The 21,025-nt window shown below is 72.9% G+C and carries 19 protein-coding genes and 1 pseudogene; 12 read left to right on the top strand and 8 right to left on the bottom strand.

The window, feature by feature from the left end:
- Positions 1-108 precede the first annotated feature (108 nt).
- From CCN72_RS05735 to CCN72_RS05765, 8 genes and pseudogenes are all read left to right on the top strand, one after another.
- Positions 109-1,368, top strand: a complete 1,260-nt coding sequence (locus CCN72_RS05735; RefSeq protein WP_086806585.1) for a phenylacetate--CoA ligase family protein — start codon at positions 109-111, stop codon at positions 1,366-1,368.
- Positions 1,365-2,702 carry an MFS transporter gene (locus tag CCN72_RS05740; RefSeq protein WP_086806586.1) on the top strand — a complete coding sequence of 446 codons (1,338 nt, stop codon included), beginning with the start codon at positions 1,365-1,367 and terminating at the stop codon, positions 2,700-2,702. The genes CCN72_RS05735 and CCN72_RS05740 overlap by 4 nt, the downstream gene beginning before the upstream one ends.
- Positions 2,699-3,838: a GNAT family N-acetyltransferase gene (locus tag CCN72_RS05745; protein ID WP_086806587.1), complete on the top strand. Its 1,140-nt coding sequence runs from the start codon at positions 2,699-2,701 to the stop codon at positions 3,836-3,838. The genes CCN72_RS05740 and CCN72_RS05745 overlap by 4 nt, the downstream gene beginning before the upstream one ends.
- On the top strand, positions 3,835-5,001 hold the full coding sequence (locus CCN72_RS05750; RefSeq protein ID WP_086806588.1) for a LuxE/PaaK family acyltransferase: 1,167 nt from the start codon (positions 3,835-3,837) through the stop codon (positions 4,999-5,001). The genes CCN72_RS05745 and CCN72_RS05750 overlap by 4 nt, the downstream gene beginning before the upstream one ends.
- Entirely contained in the window at positions 4,998-7,514 is a 2,517-nt protein-coding gene (locus CCN72_RS05755) for an acyl-CoA reductase (protein WP_244174138.1), read from the top strand. Before CCN72_RS05750 ends, CCN72_RS05755 begins: the two co-directional genes overlap by 4 nt.
- A 138-nt stretch (positions 7,515-7,652) precedes the next feature.
- A pseudogene (locus tag CCN72_RS38890) lies at positions 7,653-7,747 on the top strand.
- A gap of 101 nt (positions 7,748-7,848) precedes the next feature.
- The gene (locus CCN72_RS05760) at positions 7,849-8,544 is read left to right on the top strand and encodes a lysophospholipid acyltransferase family protein (RefSeq protein WP_244174139.1); all 696 of its coding nucleotides are present in this window, start codon (positions 7,849-7,851) and stop codon (positions 8,542-8,544) included.
- A gap of 110 nt (positions 8,545-8,654) precedes the next feature.
- Positions 8,655-9,824: a hypothetical protein gene (locus tag CCN72_RS05765; protein WP_143664049.1), complete on the top strand. Its 1,170-nt coding sequence runs from the start codon at positions 8,655-8,657 to the stop codon at positions 9,822-9,824.
- A gap of 111 nt (positions 9,825-9,935) precedes the next feature.
- Here CCN72_RS05765 and CCN72_RS05770 read toward each other — a convergent pair whose 3' ends face one another.
- The 5 genes from CCN72_RS05770 to CCN72_RS05790 all read right to left on the bottom strand — a co-directional run bounded on the left by CCN72_RS05770 (position 9,936) and on the right by CCN72_RS05790 (position 16,189).
- On the bottom strand, positions 9,936-12,644 hold the full coding sequence (locus tag CCN72_RS05770; RefSeq protein ID WP_086806592.1) for an ATP-binding protein: 2,709 nt from the start codon (positions 12,642-12,644) through the stop codon (positions 9,936-9,938).
- Between the two features lie 185 nt (positions 12,645-12,829).
- Positions 12,830-13,810, bottom strand: a complete 981-nt coding sequence (locus tag CCN72_RS05775; protein WP_143664050.1) for a hypothetical protein — start codon at positions 13,808-13,810, stop codon at positions 12,830-12,832.
- A gap of 188 nt (positions 13,811-13,998) precedes the next feature.
- On the bottom strand, positions 13,999-14,412 hold the full coding sequence (locus tag CCN72_RS05780) for a hypothetical protein (protein WP_085568322.1): 414 nt from the start codon (positions 14,410-14,412) through the stop codon (positions 13,999-14,001).
- A gap of 308 nt (positions 14,413-14,720) precedes the next feature.
- Positions 14,721-15,209 (bottom strand): DUF5990 family protein, encoded by a 489-nt coding sequence (locus CCN72_RS05785; protein WP_086806594.1) that lies wholly within the window; start codon positions 15,207-15,209, stop codon positions 14,721-14,723.
- Positions 15,210-15,388: 179 nt separating this feature from the next.
- A complete protein-coding gene (locus CCN72_RS05790) occupies positions 15,389-16,189 on the bottom strand; it encodes a hypothetical protein (RefSeq protein WP_086806595.1) in 801 nt (266 codons plus the stop codon).
- 261 nt (positions 16,190-16,450) lie between these two features.
- Here CCN72_RS05790 and CCN72_RS05795 point away from each other — a divergent pair, with 261 nt between their 5' ends.
- Positions 16,451-17,113, top strand: coding sequence for a zinc ribbon domain-containing protein (locus tag CCN72_RS05795; RefSeq protein WP_086806596.1), 663 nt, complete (start codon positions 16,451-16,453; stop codon positions 17,111-17,113).
- A gap of 88 nt (positions 17,114-17,201) precedes the next feature.
- Here the strand turns inward: CCN72_RS05795 and CCN72_RS05800 are convergent, their stop codons facing one another.
- The gene (locus CCN72_RS05800; protein ID WP_086806597.1) at positions 17,202-18,122 is read right to left on the bottom strand and encodes a GNAT family N-acetyltransferase; all 921 of its coding nucleotides are present in this window, start codon (positions 18,120-18,122) and stop codon (positions 17,202-17,204) included.
- A 154-nt stretch (positions 18,123-18,276) separates the two neighbouring features.
- On the opposite strand from CCN72_RS05800, the gene CCN72_RS05805 reads away from it, so the two are divergent.
- Positions 18,277-18,678: a winged helix-turn-helix transcriptional regulator gene (locus CCN72_RS05805; RefSeq protein WP_244174141.1), complete on the top strand. Its 402-nt coding sequence runs from the start codon at positions 18,277-18,279 to the stop codon at positions 18,676-18,678.
- Between the two features lie 79 nt (positions 18,679-18,757).
- On the opposite strand, the gene CCN72_RS05810 is transcribed toward CCN72_RS05805, so the two are convergent.
- A complete protein-coding gene (locus tag CCN72_RS05810; protein ID WP_107430070.1) occupies positions 18,758-19,294 on the bottom strand; it encodes a hypothetical protein in 537 nt (178 codons plus the stop codon).
- A 215-nt stretch (positions 19,295-19,509) separates the two neighbouring features.
- Here CCN72_RS05810 and CCN72_RS05815 point away from each other — a divergent pair, with 215 nt between their 5' ends.
- The gene (locus tag CCN72_RS05815) at positions 19,510-19,827 is read left to right on the top strand and encodes a hypothetical protein (RefSeq protein ID WP_086806598.1); all 318 of its coding nucleotides are present in this window, start codon (positions 19,510-19,512) and stop codon (positions 19,825-19,827) included.
- A 52-nt stretch (positions 19,828-19,879) separates the two neighbouring features.
- On the top strand, positions 19,880-20,047 hold the full coding sequence (locus CCN72_RS39535) for a hypothetical protein (RefSeq protein ID WP_086806599.1): 168 nt from the start codon (positions 19,880-19,882) through the stop codon (positions 20,045-20,047).
- Positions 20,048-20,161: 114 nt separating this feature from the next.
- Here CCN72_RS39535 and CCN72_RS05825 read toward each other — a convergent pair whose 3' ends face one another.
- Positions 20,162-20,773: an O-methyltransferase gene (locus tag CCN72_RS05825; protein WP_086806600.1), complete on the bottom strand. Its 612-nt coding sequence runs from the start codon at positions 20,771-20,773 to the stop codon at positions 20,162-20,164.
- Positions 20,774-21,025 lie beyond the last annotated feature (252 nt).

Below are 21,025 nucleotides of genomic sequence, written 5' to 3' on the forward strand. Positions count from 1 at the left end.
CGGTTGATGAAACGGTCCTCCGGCCCGACCTCCGGGGTGGACCGAATCCTCCGTACCCCCGTCGTGCCCATAAACCGCCGACGGGTACTCCTCTTCGAGCAGGAATTGATGCCCGTTCAATCATTGGCGGAGCTGGTACGCTTCGCGCGCCTCAACTCACCGTTCTACCAAGAGCTTTACTCGCACCTCCCCGACCAGGTCACCGAGCTCACGGACCTGCCGGTCGTGCCCCAGGCGGAATTCTGGCGGGCCAACTCACCCCGTGAGAACAGGCTGCTGACGGCCCCACTTCAGGAAGCCGTCGTCTTTCGCAGCGGCGGAACCACGGGATCCCCGAAGTTCTCCTGCTACACACGCACGGAATGGCGGGAATTCACCTCCGCTTTCGGCGCCGGACTCGTCAACGCCGGTCTGCGGCCGGGCCATCGAGTGGCCGATCTGTTCTACGCCGGAGACCTGTACGCGAGTTTCACCTTCATCCTGGATTCACTGCACCGTTCCCCGGTGGCCAACGTACGGCTTCCGCTGGGCGGCGCGACGCCCTGGGAATCCACCGCGGCCACCCTGGAGGAGTTCCGCGTCGAGGTCGTCGCCGGCACCCCGACCACCCTGTGCGCGCTCGCCGAACGCCTCACCGCGGCCGGCCGCACCCTGCCCGACGTCGAACTCCTCTTCTTCGGCGGGGAGTGCCTCTTCGGCGACCAACTCCCGCTGCTCGGCAAGGCGTTCCCGAACGCCGAGGCACGCTCACTGGGCTATGCGAGCGTCGACGCGGGCCTCCTCGGCGAGGCCGTACCCGGCGGCGACCCGCGGGTGCACCGCGCGTTCGTCCCGCACACGGCCGTGGAGATCCTCGACGACGAGGACGCGCCCGTCGAGGACACCGGCGTCCCCGGACGCCTGGTCGTCACGGATCTGCGCCGCCGGCTGATGCCGGTGCTGCGCTATCCGGCCGGCGACCGCGCGGAGTGGGTGGACCGGGAGGCGGGCGTCTTCCGCATCCTCGGCCGCGCCGAGGAGGGCGTACGGGTCGGCCCCGTCTCCCTCTACACCGAGGACGTGCACGACATCGTGCGCGGCGCCGACACGGCGGACGAGATCACCGGGCTCCAGCTCGTGATACGCCGTCAGGACGGCCGCGACGGCCTCGTACTGCGCCTCGCCACCGGCGAACCCACCGACCGGCACGGCGCGTTGGGAGCCGCCGTGGCCGCGGCCGTCCTCGCCCAGCGGCCGGCCTACACCGGCGCGGCGGACGCCGGACACGTGAACCCGCTCACCGTCGAGTGGGCACGGCACCAGGATCTCGCCGTCAATTCCCGTTCCGGGAAACTGGTACGGGTCGTCGACGAACGGCCGCACTCATGAGCGCGACCGCCCCGCGCGGCCGGCGCCTGCCGCTGGTGCTGCGCAACCCCTCCTTCGGCCGGGTGTGGACCGCTCAGCTCCTCACCCAGGCCGCCGGCCGGATGTTCCAGGTGGGCGCGGTCTGGTGGCTCGTCGGCTTCGCCGGGGGCGAGCGGCGCGGTCTGGAGTCGGGCCTCTTCCTGATGGTGAGCACCCTCCCCGCGGTCGCGCTCGCCCCCGTGGTCGCCCGTGTCGTTGCGCGCCACGCGCACCACACGGTGCTGGCCGTCGCGGCGGCCGTGGCGGGCGCCGTCGCCGTACCGGTGGCGCTCTGGGCGTACGCCGGTGATCTGCCCATGGCCGCGGTGTACGCCGTGGGCCTGGCGCTGGCCGCCTGCCAGGCGGTGTTCGACCCGTGTCTGACGACATCGGTGCCCGAACTGGTCGAGGACGCCGACATCGAGGCCGCCACCGGCTTCGAACTGTCCACCCAGTCGCTGGCCGGACTCGGCGGCGGCCTGCTCGGCCCGCTCCTGGTCGACGCGGGCGGCCTCCCGGCGGTCGTCGCCGTCTGCGGCACCGCCTATCTGCTCGCCGCCCTGCTGGTCGCCTCGGCCCGTTTCCGCCAAGCGACCGGCACGTCCGACGCGCCGCAGGACCCGCAAGACGGCTCTACGGCCGGAGGAGAACGGCACGGCACGCCGTCCGCGCCCCGGACGCTGCGCCAGATCCTGGCCGGGCTCCCGTTCATCCGCCGCGTGCTGCTCTGCTTCGCCGCGGCGAACCTGTTCACCACCGCCGTCTACGTCGTCATGCCGCTGTACACCCGCGGGGTGCTGCACTCCACCGGGACGACCGTCGCCACCCTGGAGGCCGCGCTCGGCGCGGGCACCCTCGTCGGCTCCTTCACCGGGGCACGCGTACCCGGGCGCCCCGTCGCCGTCGGCAGCGCCTGCCTGGCCGTGATGGCCGTGGCGCTCGGACTGCCGGGCCTGTGGGCCGGGCACGCGACGGCGATCGGCGCGCTGGCGATCGCCGGATGGTGCGTCGGCGTGATCGGCGTCCGCTTCGTGGCCCTGTTCCAGCGCCTGGTGCCCACGGCCGACAAACCCGGCTTCTTCGCGGTCATGCAGGCCCTCCTCGGAGCCACCTTCCCGCTGTCCTCCCTCGTCTTCGGCGCGCTCGGCGACCACCTGGGCGCGCGGGCGCTCTGCCTCGTCCAGGGCGCCGGACTGGTCCCGGTCGCGCTCGCGCTGTGGTGGCTCGCCGGCCGCGCGCGGCCCGACACGCCGCGCACCTCCCCGGGCGACACGGCGACGACGGCGCACCTCACCCCGGCGGGGGAGACGTCATGACCGTCGTCCTCGCCCCGGCGGCGGTCCAGGACATCGCCGAACTGCGGCAGTTGTACTTCGACGTGTACGGCCACGGCTACCCGGTGCCGCTCGGCAGCGACCCGGCCGTGATGCGCCGGATGATCACCGACGGCTCCGCCCACTGGCTCACCGCCCGTACGCCCCGCGGGAACCTCGTCGGCTCCGCCGTCGTGCAGACGGACGCGGGCAGCCGCGTCGGCAAACTCCTCGGACTCGCCGTGCACCCCGGGCACCGCGGCGGCGGACTGGCCTCCCGGCTGACCGGCGCGGTGTGCGAGGCGGCCCTCGCCACCGGTGTGCTCGACTCGCTCTACGCCACCGTGCGCGTCGTCACCGAGGGCCCCCAGCACGTCGTCGTACGCAACGGCTTCCGGCCGCTCGGCCTGCTGCCCAACGCCGTCGAGGTCGACGGCTGCGAGAGCCTCGCGCTCTTCGCCCGCTACGCCGACGGCGTGCTGGAACGGCGGGCTCCCGTGGACCGCGTGCCCGAGCGCCTCGCGGGGCTGCTGGCCGCCGCGTCCGCGGGCATCGGCATCGACTGCGCCGGCACGGCACGGGCCGTCGCCCTCGACAGCGCGCCGCGCCGGGCCTTCGGGGCCGAGCCGATCGAGCTGATCTCCGCCCCGGCCTTCGTACGGCGCCGCTTCCTCGAACGGTTCCCCCGCGCCGCCGACCGCTTCTTCCCCCTGCACACCCCCAACGCGCTGCTGGTCGCGGCCGACGGCGGCTTCGAGGCGTACGCCGACCTCGACCCGGTGGCGGGCAGCTGCGCGCTCGTGGCCGTCCACCCGCGCCCCGCGGCGCTGACCGGCGCCCTGGAGGCGCTGATGACCACGGTCACCCGGGCCGGCGCCGACTACGCCGAGACCCTGCTGCCGCTGGCCGACACCGAGGCCCTGGAGATCTTCCTGGCCTCCGGGTTCGTACCGAGCGCGGTCTACCCGGCGATGCGGCGCGTCGGCGACCGGCTGCACGACTACGTGGTGCTCTCCCGCACCAGCCGGCAGATCGACTTCCGTACGACGGCCGTGAGCCCGCTGCTCCAGCCCTACCTCGGCGCCTATCTGAGCGCCTGGGCCTCCACCTATCTGCCCCTTCACGAGGTGTCCCGATGAACCCCCATCTCGCTCCCGTCGAGGTCCCCGACCCGGCGGCGCTCGGCCAGGTGCAGCGCCTGTGCGACCTGGCGGACCCGTACGCGACCGGCGCCGAGGCCGACGGGCTGTTCGCCGCCGCCATGGCCGAGACCAACGCCTGGCACGCCGCACGGTCCCCGTTCTTCGCCGCCCTGCTCCAGGAGCAGCCCGAGATCCCGGCGCCCACCGTCGGCGACGGAGTGCGCACCCCGCTGGTGCCGGCCGCGTTCTTCAAGCGCCACGAGGTGCTCTCCGTCCCCCGCGACGAGGTGTTCCTGCACCTGACCTCCTCGGGCACCACCGGCCAGAAGTCCCAGATGTTCTTCGACCGTTGGACGATCCGCTCGGCCCAGCGCATGGTCGCCCGGATCTTCGACCACTACGGCTGGATCACCCCCGACCGGCCGGTCAACTACCTGCTCTACAGCTACGAGCCCGCGCCATCGCTGAAACTGGGCACGTCGTTCACCGACAACTACCTGTGCGACTTCGCCCCCGCCCGGCACACCACGCACGCGCTGCGGCACACCGGCTCCGGCCACGAGTTCGACGTGCACGGCTGCATCGCCGCGCTCCAGCGCTACGCCGACGAGGACGCGCCGGTCCGCATCCTCGGCTTCCCGGCGTTCCTGTACTTCACCCTGGAGCGGATGAAGGCCATGGGCATGGCCCCGCTGCGGCTGCCCGAAGGGTCGCTGGTGGTGCTCGGCGGCGGCTGGAAGGGCCACACCGACCGGCAGATCGGCAAGGACGAGTTCCGCGCCGCGGTCACCGAACGCCTCGGCATCCCGGCCGAGTCGGTCCGCGACACCTTCGGCTCCGTCGAGCACTGCGTGCCGTACGTCGAGTGCGCACACCACCGGCTGCACGTCCCCGTGTGGTCGCGCGCCGCGGTCCGCGACCCGGGGACGCTGCGCCCACTGCCGTACGGCGAACCCGGCTTCCTGCACCTGGTCAGCCCGTACATCACCTCCGTACCGGCGCAGAGCGTCGTCATGGGCGACCTCGCCTCGCTGCATCCGGGCGAGGAATGCCCCTGCCCGCTGTCCACCGACTGGTTCACCGTGCTCGGCCGTGCCGGGGTGAGCCGCAACCGCAGTTGCGCGGTCGCCGCCGCCGAAATGATGAAGGGAATGTCGTGACCGCTTCCGTACCCGTACTCCACCTCTGGCAGGGCGAGTTCGTCGACGACGCCGAGGCGGGACGGCGGCTGGCCGGTCTGCCGGAGACGGCCGCCCGCGTCCTGGAGCACCCGCTACCCACCGACGTCGTGCTCGGCGCCTGCGCGGCGGTCGCCGCGGACCTGGCCGACCCCGGCTCCGTCCTCCACACCCGGCTGGCGGCCCACCTGACCACCGCGGAAGCCGGATCCACGCTGGCCGAACTGGCGGGCGCGCTCACCCGGCAGGCACTGGAACGCAAACTGCGCCGGGAACTGGGCGGCCTGCGCCCGGAACGCCTGACCCGGCCGGACGGCCGCGAAACGGTGTTCGAGTCCTGGGCGCCGGTGGGGCTCCTGGTGCACATCGCGCCCGGCAACGCGGCCGCCGTCGCCCCGCTGAGCGTCGTGGAGGGCCTGCTCGCCGGGAACGTCAACGTCCTGAAGACGAGCGGCTCGGACACGGCACTCGCCCTCGACCTGCTCGCCGCGCTCGCGGCGGCCGACCCGAGCGGACTGATCGCCGAGCGGGTGATCGCCCTGCGCTTCCCCTCCGCGCGCCGCGACTGGCTGGAGACCCTGTGCGGACAGGCCGACGCCATCGCGGTCTGGGGCGGTGAGGAGGCGGAGAACGCGGTGCGTGAACTGGCGCCGCCCGGCTGCCGCGTCGTCGCCTGGGGGCACCGGATCTCCTTCGCCTACCTGACCCGCGCGGCGGCGGGCGAGGACGGCCTGCTGGACGCGCTGGCCGAGGACGTCTGCCGGTTCGAACAGCAGGCCTGCTCCAGTCCGCAGGTGGTCTATCTCGACACCGAGGACACCGAGGAGGTCTTCGCGTTCGCCGGCCGGTTCGCCGAGCGGCTCGCGAAGGTCTCCGGCGCCCGCCCCGCGCCCCGGCCCGGCCCGGCCGAACTGGCGGAGATCACCACCGTGCAGCAACTCGCCCGGCTCGAACAGCACTTGGGCCTCACCCGGGTGTTCACCGCTGACGACGGCTCCTGGCGGGTGCTGGCGGACACCCGCTCCGCGCTCGCGGCCTCCCCGCTGCACCGCAGCGTCTGGGTCAAGCCGCTGCCCCGGCACCGGATCACCGAAACGCTGCGGCCCATGCGCCGCTACCTCCAGACCGCGGCCGTCGGCGGCGGCCGGGCGGACGTGGCCGCGCTGTCCCGCGCCCTGTTCGCCGCCGGCGTCACCCGGGTCACCCCGGTCGGCTCCATGCTGGAGAGCTACGAGGGCGAGCCGCACGACGGCGTGTACGCGCTCCAGCGCTACAGCCGCCGGGTGAGCGTCCGGGCGGCGGACGCGGAGTTCGGGCCGGTGGCCTGCCTGGACGACCTGGTGTCCGCACCCGTCCTGCCCCCGGTCCCGGACGCGCCGCTGCTCGGCAAGGAGGGCGTACAGCGCGCGCTGGCCGAACTGGACGCGCGCCACGCCCACCTGTACTTCCGCAGCGGCGGTTCCACGGGCGCGCCCGCGCTGTCGGTGTTCACCGTCGACGACTACGACAACCAGATGCGGGCCGCGGCCGACGGGCTGCTCGCCGCCGGCTTCGACCCGGCACGGGACCGCGCGGCCAACCTGTTCTACTGCGGCGGGATGTACGGGAGTTTCATCAGCTTCTTCTCCATCCTGGAGCGGCTGAACGCCACCCAGCTGCCGATGGCCGCCGGACCCGACCACGCCACGGTCGCCGAGGCCCTGGTCACCCACCGGGCGGACACCGTGTTCGGCATGCCGTCCTACCTGTGGCAGCTGTTCCACGCCGAGGCCGACCGGCTGCGCGCGTACGGCGGCATCCGCACGGTGTTCTACGGCGGCGAGCACTTCACCGGCGAGCAACGCCGCGTCCTCATGGAGGAGTTCGGCGTCGAGGTGATCCGGTCCGCCGCGTACGGCAGCACCGACCTCGGGCCGCTCGGCTACCAGTGCGCCTCCTCCGACGGCTCCGTCCACCATGTGCTGACCGACCTGCACACCCTGGAGATCCTCGACCCGGGGGCCGACCGGCCGGTGGTACCCGGCGAACCCGGACGGCTGGTGTTCACGACCCGGGCACGCGCGGGCCAGCGGCTGGAACGCTACGAGATCGGCGACCTGGGGCGCGCCGTCGAGGGCCCGTGCGCCTGCGGCAGCCATGTACCCCGGCTGGAACTGCTCGGCCGCTACGGCGACGTCGTACGCGTCGGCACGTACTTCCTCAACTACCGGCGCGTCGTCGCCGCGGCGCAGGAGCGGCTCGCCTACCACGGCGAGGTGCAGCTCGTGGTCCGCTCCGGCGCCGGCCGGGAGGAGCTGACGATCCGCCTGGACGAGCAGTACGCCGACGACCCCGGAGCCGCGCACCGCGCGCTGGCGGCGGAGGTGCCGGAGCTGGGATCCGCCGAGGCGGAGGGCCTGCTGGCCCTCACCGTGGAGACGGTGCCGAGGGAGGCGTTCGAGCGCACCGCGACCAGCGGGAAGCTGCGCACGGTCATCGACCTGCGCGCGGCATAGCCGAGGGCACGGGCGGCGCGTCCGTACGACGCCGACGCGCCGCCCGCGCGGCGGCGCGTCCGTGTCAGGGGCGTGTCAGGGGCTCCTGTCAGTCTTCTTCCTGTGAACGGCACCGGGAACAACCGGGGCCGGGAGCAGGGAGAGGTGCCCGGAGTGGTTGATCGGGGACCGCCGAGTCCGTCTCGAGGTCGGGCCCTTCGGGGCCCACGCAGGTTCGAATCCTGCCCTCTCCGCCCACAGGGCCCGCGTACGGGCGGAAGCGCGGGCATGCGGGAACCGGCCGACCGCGAGATGAGTACGGACACTCAGGCGCACTGCCGCTCCATCGGAGACGATGAGGTTCATTCCGAGTGAACCGGAGAACCCTGTGCTCAGCCGCCTCGCCGATCATCTGGTCCCCGCCGTCGGACGGCTGACGATCACCGCCGACGACGACGCCGACCTCCCCCCGGCCGGGATCATCGCGGCCAACCACACCTCACTCGCGGACCCGGCGATCGTCCTGGCCGCACTGCACCGCCTGGGCGCCCGGCCCGTCATCATGGCGACCGCCGGCCTGTGGCGGGTGCCCCTGCTCGGCCGCGCCCTCGCCCGCGAAGGCCACATACCTGTCCACCGCGGCGACCCCCGCGCGCCCCAGGCGATCGACCTCGCCCAGAAGGCGCTGGAGCAGGGCCGGCACATCCTCATCTACGCCGAGGGCGGCCTGCCTGACCGCAAGGACGCCACCGAAGCCGCGCCGGGCACCTTCCGCCGCGGACTCGCCCGGCTCGCGCACCGCACCGGCGCGCCCGTGATCCCGGTCGGCCAGGCCGGTGCGCGCCGCGTCACCTCCGGTTCGGCCATGAAGCAGCTCGCGGGCCTTGCGACCGCACCGCTGCGGCGCCCCCGCCTGCACCTCCACGTCGGACCGCCACTGCTGCTCGACGGAGACGGACCGGCGGCCACCGCGCAGGCCCACCTCGCCGTCACCGCCGCCTGGAAGACCGCGGCCGCTCGGCTGGGCGAGCCCATGGCTCCGGCGGCCTGAGGCCCCGCGGCCGTACACCGGAACCCACAGTCGGCGAGGCTTGTCCGGTCCGTTCCCCGCCGCTCAGAATCTCCTTCGTACGTCATCCGGGGACAGCGGAGGGGGACTTGGTGACGATCGATCACGACGAGGTGCTGCGGGCCCGTGTGCTGCTGCTGGGGTCCGGTCGGCCGAGCCGGGCCCAACTGCTGGGCGCGTACCGGGTGCTGGCCGAGGTGAGTCCGAAGGCGTATGTGCCGAAGCTGGTCGACGCCCTGCTCGCGCTGCGCCATGAGACCCGGGACCCGGAGGCGGCGGTCGCGCTGGCCGCCGAGGCTTCCCGGGCCGCTCGCGGGATCGAGGTCGGGGCGCCGGACAGGGCGGAACGGTTGCGCCGGGCCTTGGACGCCTATCAGGCTTCCTTGTTCGCCCTCGGTCGCAGGGCGGAAGGACGCGCGATCTGCGCGGAGCTGGCCGCGGCAGGCCGAACCGGGCCCCTGGCGAACGTCCTGGCCGAGGAGGGGCGCTTCGGGGAGGCCGCGAAGCTCGACGAAGCGGCCGCCCGGAACGGGACCCCGGAGCACTCCTTCTGGACCATGGTGCGGTGGGCGGCGAACCTGGAGGGCGCCGGGCTGCATGACGCCGCGTCGACCGTATTCCGCGCACTCCTTGAGGAGACCCGGCGCGAGACCGCCCAACAGCGCACCGCTCTGGCGATACTCGCCTGGGAGTTGGTCCACTTCTCCCGGATGCGGGAGACCGCCGGGGACGGGGTGAGCGCCGCCGCCGCTCGGCGAGAGGCCCTGGACGTCCTGGAGGAGCTCGCGACCACGGGCGAGCCGAAGAACTGGAGTTGCGTCCTCGGGTGGTGGAGGACGCTTTTCGTCCTGTCGGGGCGGTCGGCCGAACCCGCCGCGAGCCCCGAGTCCCCGATGCCGCCGTTCGGCACGGCGCTCGGGTGGTCGCGCGACGTGCGGGACGGCTTTCTCGGCATGCTGCCGGACCTCGAAGCGGAGGCGACGCGACTGCGTGCGGCCGACCGGCTGCCCGAGCTGGCCGACGTCCGACGCCGGATGCGCATCCGCGTGGCCGTCCGCGAAGGCGACCGACCCCACCAGTTCCAGGAGCGGTTCACGCCGTACTTCGACGAGAGCGTGACGCTCGCCCGCCGACTGCCCGACGACCCCGCGCGTCTCGCCCGCGCCCTCATCGACCGGTCGATGTTCCTCGTCGCGGCACGATCCTTCGAACCCGCGCACACCGACTTCGCCGAAGCGGTCGCCCTCCTCCACGACCGCTGACCGGGCAAACCGCCGTCCGGAGGCACCCCGCTCGTCGATGCGATGCGATGCGACGTGACACGCTGCGCGGTCGGTTGGGCGAGTTGTTCCGCAGGCCAGCGGGCCGTACGGTCACGGTGCCGGGCGTGTCGGGGTACTGGTGGACCACTGCGGTGGCCGGCCCCCGGTGGCCGGAGCGGGAGCGGTCCGCAGGGCGGAGAGCCGGGCGGCGGTGTCCTCGGCGGCGGGTGAGCCGAGTCGGCGGTAGAGGGCGAGGGCGTCCTCCAGACCGGCCAGGGCGGCGGCGCTGTAACCGAGAGCGAGCGCGCAACGGGCGGCGCCTTCCAGGGCTCGCGCCTCGTTCAGCGGGCTGTGGGTGTCGTGGGCCAGCGCCAGCGCCTGCTGATGGAGGAGCAACGCCGAGCGCGGGTCCGCCGTCCGCTCGGTCAGCGCGCCCAGAGCGAGCAGGGCGCCGGTCTCGCCGACCCGGCTGCCGATCTCCTGGTAGAGCGCCAGCGCCTGCCGGTAGAGCGCGACGGCGTCACCGCTGTCACCCAGCGCGTCGCGGGCCCGGCCCAGGCCGAGCAGTGAATCGGCCTCTCCATGACGGCTGCCCGCCTTCCGGCAGGTGTCCAGCGAGCGCTGGTGCAGCTCGGCCGCGGCGCGGTGGTCACCGACGGCGTGCCGGACCCGGCCGAGTCCGCGCAGGGTGTTGGCCACGCCCTGCACGCTGTTGAGGTCCTCGTAGATCGACAGCGCCTCCTGATAGAAGTCCCCGGCGCCCTCCCGGTCACCCATGTCGTCCAGGACATAGGCCAGATCGTGCAGCGCGGCGGCCTCGCCGCGACGGTCTCCCATGGTCCGGTAGAGGGCGAGCACCCGCAAGGTCATCTCGACCGCGGCGGGGGAGTCGCCCGAGGAGTGCCGGGCCCGGCCCAGATCACACAGCGCGCGCGCCTCGCCCAGCCGGTCGCCGAGGGACCGGAAGGCGGCCACGGCCCGTTCGTGCAGCCAGGCCGCCTCCTGGATCTCTCCGGTCAGCAGCCGGATACGGCCGAGCTCGTGCAGGTCGTTGGCCTCGCCGTGCCCGTCGCCCAGCTTCTGGTGGATCGCCAGGGCCTCCTCGTACAACTCCGCGGCGGCCCGGTAGTCGCCGGTCGCGTGCCGGGCCCGGCCCAGATCGCACAGGGCGTCCGCCTCGCCGCGGCGGTCACCGGCGGCCGCGGCGACGGCCACCGCGGACCGGTGCAGCGCGGCGGCCTGGCCCCAGTGCCCCTCCAGCAGGAGGAAGGCAGCCAGGTCGGCGGAGATCGACACGGTGAAGGAGGGGAGGGGCACGAGGGCGGGGTGACCGAGGAGCGCGAGCAGGTTGCGGTGCTCGCTGCGCATCCAGGCCAGCGCCTTCGGCCGGTCGGTCAGCACGGGGAGGGCGGCCGGCGCCGCCGGCTCCGGGCGCCGGCCGGGGCGGGTACGGCGTGCCAGGTGCTCATTGGCCCGCGCGGCGGTGTCCTGGTAGTACCCGGCCAGCCTGCGCAGCGGGGCGTCCGGGTCCGTCTCCCCGGTCTCTTCTCCGGCTTTCGACCGGGCGTAGAGACCGACGAGGTCATGGAAGAGGTAGCGCCCCGGGGTGCGCTGGAGCAGCAGGTTGTGGTGGAGCAGGGATTCCAGCAGCCGCTCCGCGACGCGGTGGTCGATGCCGGCCAGGGCGGCGACGGCACAGGTGTCGACGTCGTAGCCGGGGAATCGGCCCAGCAGCCGCAGCAGGTCCTGTTCGTCGGGGGCCAGGGAGGTGAAGGAGCTCGCGAAGACGGCGGTCAGGCTCCGGTCCTCGTCGGTCAGATGAGCCAGGCGCTGATGCTCGTCGCGGAGCCTGTCCACCAGGTCCGCCGGGTCCAGGCCGCGGTGGTGGCGCAGCCGCGCGGCGGCGATGCGGATCGCCAGCGGCAGATGGCCGCAGAGCCGCACGAGCTCGTCGGTCGCCGGATGACCGGCGGGGACACGGCCGGGACCCGCGCCCTCGTGCAGCAGCGCGACCGCGTCCGCGGCCGGGAGCACGTCGACGGCGAGACTGTGTGCGTCGTCGAGGCCGGTCAGTCGCTTGCGGCTGGTGATCAGGACCAGACAGCCGGGCGTGCCGGGCAGGAGCGGGCGCACCTGCGCGCTGTTGGCGGCGTTGTCGAGGACGATCAGGGTGCGGGTGTCGGCGAGCCGTTCCCGGTACAGGGCGGAGCGGGTGCTCAGATCCTCGGGTATCTGCTGCGGCGGTACGCCCAGCGAACGCAGCAGCCAGTCCAGGGCGTCGGCGGGCGCGACCGGCGAGATCCCGGCCGTGTGGCCGTGCAGGTCCACGAAGAGCTGCCCGTCGGGGAACTGGCCGCGCGCCCGGTGCCCGGCGCGGATGGCCAGCGCGGACTTGCCCACGCCGCCCATGCCGTCGATCGCCGAGATCACCACCATCCCGCAGGCGCTGCCCGCAGGCGCCGACCTGGCCAGTGCCAGCAGTTGGTCGAGCTCCCGGGCCCGGCCGGTGAACAGCCGGGTGTCGTAGGGGAGTTGGCAGGGCGCACCCGGGCGCGGCCGCGCTGCCGTACGGGCGACGGCCGGGCGGGGCGGGGCGGATACGGTGCGCGCCGCCGCGAGCAACTGCTCACGGCGGCGCGGATCGAGAGCGAGGGCCTCGGCGAGCCGGCTCACCGAGGAGAGCCGCGGCTGTCGCCGCCCCGCCTCCAGCACGCTGATCGAGTGGGACGACACCCCTGACCGGTCGGCTAACTCGTCCTGTGTCCAGCTGGCCGAGAGCCTGCAATCGCGCAGAAGCTCCCCAAAGGCACTACCGCCCATTTCCCCCCCTGGAAACGGTTAGCCGTCGAAACGGCACAAGTCAGTCGAACCATTCTCGGTCAACAGCCGGTACGGGTTCAACTGCCGCTTGTCCTGGGGGAGGGCAAGTCTGCACCGGGCTCGCGGCCGCTCAGGCGGAGGGGAAGCGTGGTGCGCGGGTCCCCTGTTCGGCGTGCGGGCCCGGTTCAGCCGGGGTGGCCACCGGCGGTCAGGACGGCGGTGGCGTTGCGTACGGTCCGGGCGATGGCGGCCGGGACGGGAGCGAGTTCGGCGGCATGACGGGCGGCCGCCTCGGACTGCATGGTCCGTTCGACGGAGTACCAGACCGACAAGAGCCCGACCTGGCGTTTGCAGGCGACGTCCGCGCGGGCCACCGCCACCTCGCGGGGGCCCGCCGCGGGGACCGGGCCGGTCCCGCTGGGCGCCGTACCGACGAGCGCCTTGTCGCGGGCGGGCGCGGTCGGGTCCGGATAGCGGTACCCGGCCTGCCGCATACAGGCCGACCACGCGCGGAAGACCGTCTGGACCTGGGCGGTGCGCTGGGACAGCGCGTAGCTGTCATCGGCGATGGCGCGGATCACGTCGGGGAGGTCGACGCGGCCTCCCCGGCTGTCCAGGGCGCCGCGGGCCGAGCCGAGGCAGCCGCCCGCCGGTACGGGACGCCCGTTGCGCCCCTGGCGGGACTTGCCGAGCAGCGCGCCGTACTCCTCGCCGGTCGGGTTCAGGGCGCCGGCGCCGTCGGGGGCGGCCTTGCGCAGCATCCAGCGGTAACCCTGGGCCGCCTGGGCGTCCGTCACCGGTCCGTAGCGGAAGGCGTTGTGGTCGGGGCCCGGGTGCAGCCGCGTGGGCAGATCGGTGGAGTAACCCAGGTCGCGCATACAGGAGTTGGCCAGCGCGTAGACGGCGCCCTGGACCCGGGCGGACTGGGCCGGTGTGTACTGGTAGGCGTCCATGGGCAGTTGCCAGGCGGTCGGGGACGCGCCGACCGACGTCACCGGGACCCGGGCGGGCAGGGGCATGTCGGCGGCGCTGACCGTGGGGTGCCCGGCGCCGGGGTGGGGCCGAGCCGTCGGCGGGCCGTCGCAGGCGGTCGCGGCGCCCGTCAGTACGGCCGCGAGCAGGAGCGGTCCGGTGACGCGGCCAAGGCGGTGCGGCTTCGGGATCACGGGCGGGACCTCGGCTCCATCGTGATGCGGATACGGCAGGGAGGCGGCGGGGGCCTGGCAGGCCGGCACGGCGGCCACTCGCGTGGCACGCCGCGCCGACCGGTCCGCGACACCGGACGCCGACCGGCTCGCGGTCACGGAGGCCGACCGGTCTGTGCGTCCGGTGCGTCCGATTCAGGACGCCGGTGTCAGTTCCAGTCGGGCGTCCAGCTCAGCGAGTTGAGGAGCCCCAGGCCCTTGAGGTTGTTGCTTGAGGTCCCGGCGTACTGGATGTGCAGGTTCCCCTGGCCCCAGGCGCCGGAGTACATGTTGGCGTTGCGCCAGCTGTCGTTCTCCGCGCTCCAGACCTGACCGCCGGTGACCGTGACACCGTTGCTGAAGGTGATGCCGGAGGTGTCGTGCCAGGTCGCCCAGAACTCCTCGCAGGGCCCGGAGTAGCCGCTGAGGTAATAGGCCCGCAGGGCACCGTAGGAGTTGGAGCACTTCGGCGACACGTTCGCGGAGGGCGACCCGGTGGCGGCCTGCGCCTCGCCGGCGAACGCGAGCCCGGAGGCCAGCAGGCCGGCCGTCGCCACCACGGCGAGCTTTGTGCGGAACTGCATCGGAGCTGTCCCTTCTGCCGGCAGGAGGCGACGGGTGCCGGGCCGGCCCCTGTTCTCGCCCCTGCCGTTGCATCACATCCTCGGCGCCCCCGGTCGGCGTCTCCATGACGGCAGCTTGACGTTCGCCTGGCGTTCGGCCCCGGCCCGGTGGGGCCCCGGCGGAGGGGCACGGCCGAGGCGACGACGAGGGTCCGGACCGTCCACCGCTCCGCTGCCGGATCCGACTCAGGGCCAGGACCGGGGCCGCTGATCGCGGATCGGCCGGTACGGGTGGTCGCGCTCGCCGGTGGCCGACGGCGAGGCGCGCGTCAGGGGCGACGACCGGCGCGTCCGGGGAAGGCGTCCGACGGCTCGCCGGCGCTCCAGACGACCGCCGGGAGCCGCACCCGCCCGCACAGCGGACCGCCCTGGGCGTCGGTGAGAGCGAGCCGGGCCACCAGCACGCCGCTCAGCCGCGCCTCGTCGAGCACCCGCGGCGCGACCTCGTCGAGCATCAGCTTGGCGCGCCGGAACATCCGCGAGACCTCCTCGCCGGGCCGCCTGCCGAGCCAGGAGAGGTAGACGAAGCGCCCGCCGAGCCGGTTCTGCACGTACGGACCGCGCAACTCGCCGTCGGCGGTGAACGTACAGGGGAGCGTCCAGGTCGCCGTCGGCGCGTCGCCGGGCTGCGGATCGAGCAGCTCGGCGGGCCGGTCCTTGCGCTGGACCGCGACCTCGATCCCGCTGATCCCCGGGAAGCCGGGGCCGGGACCGCAGTTCCGGCCGGGCAGGGTGTGAGCTTCGATGTGCAGATGCATGCCACCAGTGTGGCTCCGGCGGACAGCGCTGTCCCGGCCGGCACCCGGCAGCACACCCGGCGCCCCCGGTTCCGCCCGCCCCACGACATCGCTCGCCGCGCCGGTGACGTCATCGCCCCCTGAAATCCGGTCCGCCGCTCTGGTCGACGGCGGACCGGATCGGAAATGGGTGCCGGGGATCAGCTGTTGTTCAGGCGCTCCGCCTGGTAGGGACTGCACGCGGAGGACTGGATGCCGTTGGCGGAGACCCAGTAGCCGGGCGGAGTGGGGGAGTCGGCGCAGGCGATGATGCCGTTGTAGGCCACGTTCAGACGGCCGCCCAGGTACTGGCCGCAGCTGCTGATCTGGAAGTTCGCGGTGATCACGTAGTTGGTCGGGATCGGCGAGTTGCCGCAGAACGTCATGCCGTCGGAGGCGGTGTTGAGCCGGGCGCCGAGATAGATGCCGCAGGCCGCGTTCTGGTAGCTGGAGGTGATCACGTAGTTGGCCGGAATCGGCGAGTTGCCGCAGACCGCGATGCCGTTGCTCGCGACGTTGACCGTCTCGCCGTACCACTGCGAGCACGTGCTGTCCGGTCCCTCACTGGTGATCACGTAGCCGCTCGGCAGCGAATCATTGGAGTTGCCGCAGATCCGCATGCCGTTGGTGACCGTGTTGATCCGGCCGGTCTGGTACGGGCCGCAGTTGTTGGTGGTGTAGATCGAGGTGACCGCGTAGCCGCTCGGGACCGGGCCGTTCAGACAGACGGCGAGACCGTTGGACGGCGGCTGGATGGTCTCGGTCAGGTAGCCGCCGGTACAACTCGCGGTGAGCGACTCCGAGGTGATCACGTAGCCCGGCGGCACCGAGACATTGCCGCATATGCTGGCGGCCTCGGCGGTACCGGAGAAGAAGACGACTCCGCCCGCGACCAGGGTGAGCGCGGATAACAGGCGCACCAGCCATGCGGTGGCGGTGTTGAGGGGTCTTGAAGAGGCCATGTGCGACTCGCTTCCGATCGAGTGGAAAGGCTGTTCGAGAGATTAGTGGCCGCGCCCGTCGCCCGGTCACGATTCAGCCGTGCGCGGTCGCGAGCGGCGCCCCGAGCAGCGCCGGCGCGGTCCTCGGCGTCCGCCGGGCCGGACCTCTGCCGCCCGCCCGATGTCCTCGAGGCAGACCGCGGCCCGCCCCTCGCGGGGATCGCTTTCGGCCGACGGCTATACACTCCTCGCCGGGATCGACTTGTGGGGGAGACGGCCGTCATGGGCACCGAGATATATTTCAGCAACAACCACCGCGACCTGTGCGTCCAGCAGGGCACCGGCGCGGGTTTCCAGTTCGAGTTCTCGTGCTCGCGCTGCTGGGACACCTGGCGTTCCCCGTTCGAGCCGTTCCGGGCCGGACAGATGGCGGGCTGGCTGTCCCGGGGTGTGAACGCCGCCTGGTCGGTCATCGGCGGCAGCACCGGCCAGAGCGTGACCAACGCCGCCGACGGGCTGGCGGGAGCGAACTTCGGCAGCCAGCGGGACGCCGCCTTCACCCGTGCCATCGAACGTGCCCAGGGGCATTTCAACCGCTGCCCGCGCTGCACCTCCTACGTCTGCGCCCGCTGCTGGAACCAGGGGCAGGGACTGTGCCTGACCTGTTCGCCGGACACCGCGGCCGAGGCGCAGGCGGCCCAGCAGCGTGGCCTGAACGACATGGTCGCCCAGCGCGCGTACGACGTCGGCCAGCAGCAGGGGACGGGGTACGACGTCACCACTCCCCGCCAGCTGGTCTGTCCCAACTGCCGTACCGAGACCCGGGGTGGCGCCTTCTGCCACGGCTGCGGCCACCATCTGGCCCAGCCCGTGAGCTGCTCCGCGTGCCATCAGAGTCTCCCGCACGACGCCGCCTTCTGCCCCTCCTGCGGAGCCAGGCGCTGACCCGGGTGTCCCCGGGCGCGATCGTCCGGGGACACCACACGCGCCGGCCCGGCCGAGCGGCCGGCGTCGAACGCTCCCGAGTCCGGGATCACCGATCGTCGGAGCCGAGCCGAGTGAACTCATAGGTTGCGAAGTCGTACACCGCCCAGTCGGTCACCCGGACGTATCCGAGGCGCTGATAGAGGGCGTTGCTCGTCGCGTTGGCCGCGTTCGTGAACAGGACGACGCTCTCGGCGCCCGTGGCCAGTGCCGCCCGGCTGACCTCCACCGTCACCGCGCCCGCGTACCCGCGCCCCCGGAACCGCGCCGGGGTGTAGACGGGGTCCACCTGGGCAGCCCCGGCGAGCATCGGGTTCACCCCCGCCATGGAAACCGGCACGCCGTCGGGCGACTCCCAGAACGTGTACCGCTTACGGGCGAAGCGCGTGCCCGCCCAGGTGCCCGCGTCGATGGTCACGTCCTCTTCGACATCGGCCGCGAACTCCCGGCACCACTCCATCAGTTGGTCACGGTCGCCGCTGTGCTCGCCGACAGACCGCCCGCGCCCCGCCGCAACCGGCCGCGGCGGTGTCAGCTCCCCGAGCCGGTACAGACACAGCCGCACCCGCACCGCCGCCCCCACCCCGGTATACCGCTGCCACGCCTTCGCGAACGCGGCCGCGGTGTCGCGGTCCGCGCTGACATAGGGCAACGAATAGCCGAGGCCGGCCAGCCGGGCGGCGAGAGCGTCCGCCCGCGCGGGGGAGAGCGGGGTGAGCCCGATGCCGCCCGAGGGCAGGTGGTAGAAGGTCCCGCCGATCTCACCGGCCCGCTCCGCCCACCCGAAGACGGGGACTCGCGTTCCGGTCACGGGGGTTTGCGCGCCGCCCGTGTCCGCTTCCCGCTCCCGTAGTTTCTGGAACGCGGACAGGGTGACGATGTGCCGTACCGGTCGCGCATGCAGGAACGTACCGGTCCGGTCGAGGAAGCCGTCGATGTCCTGGGTGAGATGCCAGTCATCCGCTCGCATGCCTCACCCTCCCCGACCCCCCGACCGGGAGGGAAGACCCGATCCGGCCCGGACGCGCTCCGCCGTCCCCCGCGCGTCTTCGTCGGTCCGGCTCCGGGTTATTCTCGCAGTCATGTCGCCTCGGGAATGCTCTATAACGGACACCTTGAGTCTGGTGGGGGAGCGGTGGGCCCTGCTCATCGTGCGCGAGCTCAGCCATGGTGTACGGCGCTTCGGGGGGATCGCGGCGAACACGGGTGCGCCGCGGGACATTCTGACCACCCGGCTGCGCAAGCTGGAGGCCACCGGCATCGTGCGCCGTGAGTTGTACAGCGCGCATCCTCCGCGTTACGAGTACCACCTGACCGAGGCGGGTGCGGAACTCAACGATGTGCTGCTGACCTTGATGGCGTGGGGTGATCGGCATCTGAACGCCGAGGACCCGCCGATGCGCTTCCAGCACGCGTGCGGGCACCGCTTCGAGGCGGCGGTGGTGTGCGCGCATTGCGGTGGCCCGGCCCGTGAGCAGCTCCATTCGCCTTCCGGCCGGGGCGTCATCACCGAACCGACCGGATAGACCGGGCGGCCGGTACGAGCCGGAGACGTGGACCGGCTGAGCCGGTTGGACCGGCCTCACCGGTGCCGGTTCACGGCGCTCACGCCGCGTCGGCCGGCCGCCCCTGGAGATGGTCGCGGGTGACCTTGGTGACCTCGTGCCAGAACGGGACCGCGGTCAGATAGAGACCCAACGCGCTGAGGATGCCCAGGGAGACGTCCACGCTGATGCGTCCCTGCCTGGCCCAGTACACGTCCTTGAGGTCGAGGAGCAGGGCGAACTCGTCGGCGATCAACGCCGAACCGGCACCGTAGAGGGCACCGATCCCGGGGTGGCCGACATAGGCGTCGTCGCCGCGGACCGCCACCAGTCCGATGCCCGCGAGCGTGGCGATGCCGAAGTTGTAGTGGTGCAGATGTGTCCGGCCGGCGGAGATGTTTCCCCAGGGCAGCCAGCCGCCCCGGATGCCGTGAGTGATCAGCCGTGCCGCGCCGAAGGTGCAGCCGAAGCCGAGCCAGGCAGCCATGAGTGAGCGCTGGGCGGGCACCGTGTGATCGTTCAGCGCCCTGCGCCAGCGTTCCCGCAGCGCAGGGCGCCGGAAACCGCTCGCGGGCCGGGACGCCAGGCTTGGGGGCATGCTCACTCCTGATCGTGGCCTGAGTGACCGGGAGGTCTCGCTCGCGCCCGGACACCGGTCAGACCTACCACCAAGAGGGCGGGCTGATGCCGGTGTGTCGCCCGGATGGCACGCGGCCGGACCGTTTCGGCGACGGAGCCGCTCGTGGTCGTCGTCGGTGTGCGGGGGCTGATCGACCCTGATGCCCGTCACACATCGGGGGTACCCGGCTCGGTATGGCACCGAAGACCGAACGTATCGAATTCCTGCGGGCCGTACGGCAGTTGCGCCGCGTCCGTTCCTTCTACGCCGCGGGTGTCCTGCTGTGGGCGGGGTCCGCCGTGTGGTCCGGCCGGCAGGCGCCCGGGAGCCGGGAGATGTGGGTGTCCGTTCTCCTGCTGGCCGTCTTCACCGCTCTCCTCGTCACCGCGGGCCTGTCCCTGAGGCGGCTCGCCGTCCCCGCGACGGGCCGGCCCGCACATCACGCCGCCCCGCACCGGGCGACAGGCTCCCGCCACGCCAGCGCCCAGTCCCACGCTCAAGCCCACGCCTGAGACCGCGTCGGCCGGGCATACGGGTTTCACTTCCTACCGAGAGGGGCTTGTCATGCTCGGCATCGTCGCGGCTGTGCTGTTCTTCGTGTCGTTCCTCGTCAACGCGGCCGAGATCAGCACCAATCACACGTTCTCGTCCGTCAACATCATGCTCCTGGGGCTGGCCGCGCTGGCCCTGCACGTCGCGGGGATCGGCAGCGGCTGGTCCCGCAGAAGGTGACGGGGGCCTCAGACTCCACAGTCCGCCGCGGCCGACCGGAGGGCCCCCGCCCCACCGTTGCCACCGCTCAGGCTGCGGGCCCGCAGGCGGACGGCGTGTCACTGGTGGGTCGGCTCAGGCGAGTCTGACGCACAGCGCCGTCTCGCCGAAGGAGTGGGTCCGCCAGCGGGACGTGTCGCCGAGATGGGAGGTGACCGCCCGGTCCGGGCCCAGGATGAGGTTGCCGGCGATCAGCGTCCCGCCGATCCGCAGCAGGCGGTGGAGTTCGCGGACGACCTCGCCGGTTGGGGTGAACCCGTCGAAGAACGCCACGTCGTAGGAGCCGCCCTCCAGTGTCTTCAGGACTGCCTCGGCGGTGCCCGGCAGGACGTCGATGCGATCGTTCATCCGGTGCGCGCTGATCTGTTCCCGGGCCAGACGGACGTGGCCGGGGTCCATTTCGATCGTCTCCACCCGCGCGCCCGGCGCCGCGTGGGCCATCGCGAGAGCCGTGTAGCCCAAGGCCGTACCGACCTCCACGATCCGCCTGGCGCCGACCGCCGCCACGATCGCGGCGGGCAGTGAACCCTCCCCGTAGGCGAACGCTCCGCAGTGGTGGGCGCGCCGGTGCCGCCGGGTTGCGGCCTGGACGTCGGCGAAGGGATCCGCCACCTCCAGGGGTCGGCGGACGGCGGCGATCGCCGCGACGGCCACCGGACGGAACCTGTTCACCAGCGTGCTCGGCATGGTCTGCTCCTGCGTCGTCAGTGGGCCGGTTCATCGCCGCGGCCCTTCGATACGGTGCCACGTGAGGCGAGATGCACGTGGAGGGGACGGTTCGTGGACGGACGTCTCCTCGCCGTCGCCGAGGCGGCCCCCGCACGGGGCCGGCCCCCTCGCCCCCTCCTTGTACGAGCTGTTGAGTCCTTTGCGTTCCGACGATCCCACGGCCAGTGCCGCACGAACGGCGCCGCACGAACGGCGTCGCACGAACCAGGC

The organism is Streptomyces murinus (assembly GCF_002154555.1).
Taxonomy (GTDB): Bacteria; Actinomycetota; Actinomycetes; order Streptomycetales; family Streptomycetaceae; genus Streptomyces; species Streptomyces murinus.

Coding starts and splice junctions, on each gene's coding strand:
- CCN72_RS05750 (WP_086806588.1), top strand. CDS start 3,835: ATGAACCCCCATCTCGCTCCCGTCGAGGTCCCCGACCCGGCGGCGCTC.
- CCN72_RS05780 (WP_085568322.1), bottom strand. CDS start 14,412: ATGCAGTTCCGCACAAAGCTCGCCGTGGTGGCGACGGCCGGCCTGCTG.
- CCN72_RS05825 (WP_086806600.1), bottom strand. CDS start 20,773: ATGCCGAGCACGCTGGTGAACAGGTTCCGTCCGGTGGCCGTCGCGGCG.
- CCN72_RS05800 (WP_086806597.1), bottom strand. CDS start 18,122: ATGCGAGCGGATGACTGGCATCTCACCCAGGACATCGACGGCTTCCTC.
- CCN72_RS05785 (WP_086806594.1), bottom strand. CDS start 15,209: ATGCATCTGCACATCGAAGCTCACACCCTGCCCGGCCGGAACTGCGGT.
- CCN72_RS05735 (WP_086806585.1), top strand. CDS start 109: ATGCCCGTTCAATCATTGGCGGAGCTGGTACGCTTCGCGCGCCTCAAC.
- CCN72_RS05745 (WP_086806587.1), top strand. CDS start 2,699: ATGACCGTCGTCCTCGCCCCGGCGGCGGTCCAGGACATCGCCGAACTG.
- CCN72_RS05795 (WP_086806596.1), top strand. CDS start 16,451: ATGGGCACCGAGATATATTTCAGCAACAACCACCGCGACCTGTGCGTC.
- CCN72_RS05740 (WP_086806586.1), top strand. CDS start 1,365: ATGAGCGCGACCGCCCCGCGCGGCCGGCGCCTGCCGCTGGTGCTGCGC.
- CCN72_RS05810 (WP_107430070.1), bottom strand. CDS start 19,294: ATGCCCCCAAGCCTGGCGTCCCGGCCCGCGAGCGGTTTCCGGCGCCCT.
- CCN72_RS39535 (WP_086806599.1), top strand. CDS start 19,880: ATGCTCGGCATCGTCGCGGCTGTGCTGTTCTTCGTGTCGTTCCTCGTC.
- CCN72_RS05790 (WP_086806595.1), bottom strand. CDS start 16,189: ATGGCCTCTTCAAGACCCCTCAACACCGCCACCGCATGGCTGGTGCGC.
- CCN72_RS05760 (WP_244174139.1), top strand. CDS start 7,849: ATGAGGTTCATTCCGAGTGAACCGGAGAACCCTGTGCTCAGCCGCCTC.
- CCN72_RS05815 (WP_086806598.1), top strand. CDS start 19,510: ATGGCACCGAAGACCGAACGTATCGAATTCCTGCGGGCCGTACGGCAG.
- CCN72_RS05770 (WP_086806592.1), bottom strand. CDS start 12,644: ATGGGCGGTAGTGCCTTTGGGGAGCTTCTGCGCGATTGCAGGCTCTCG.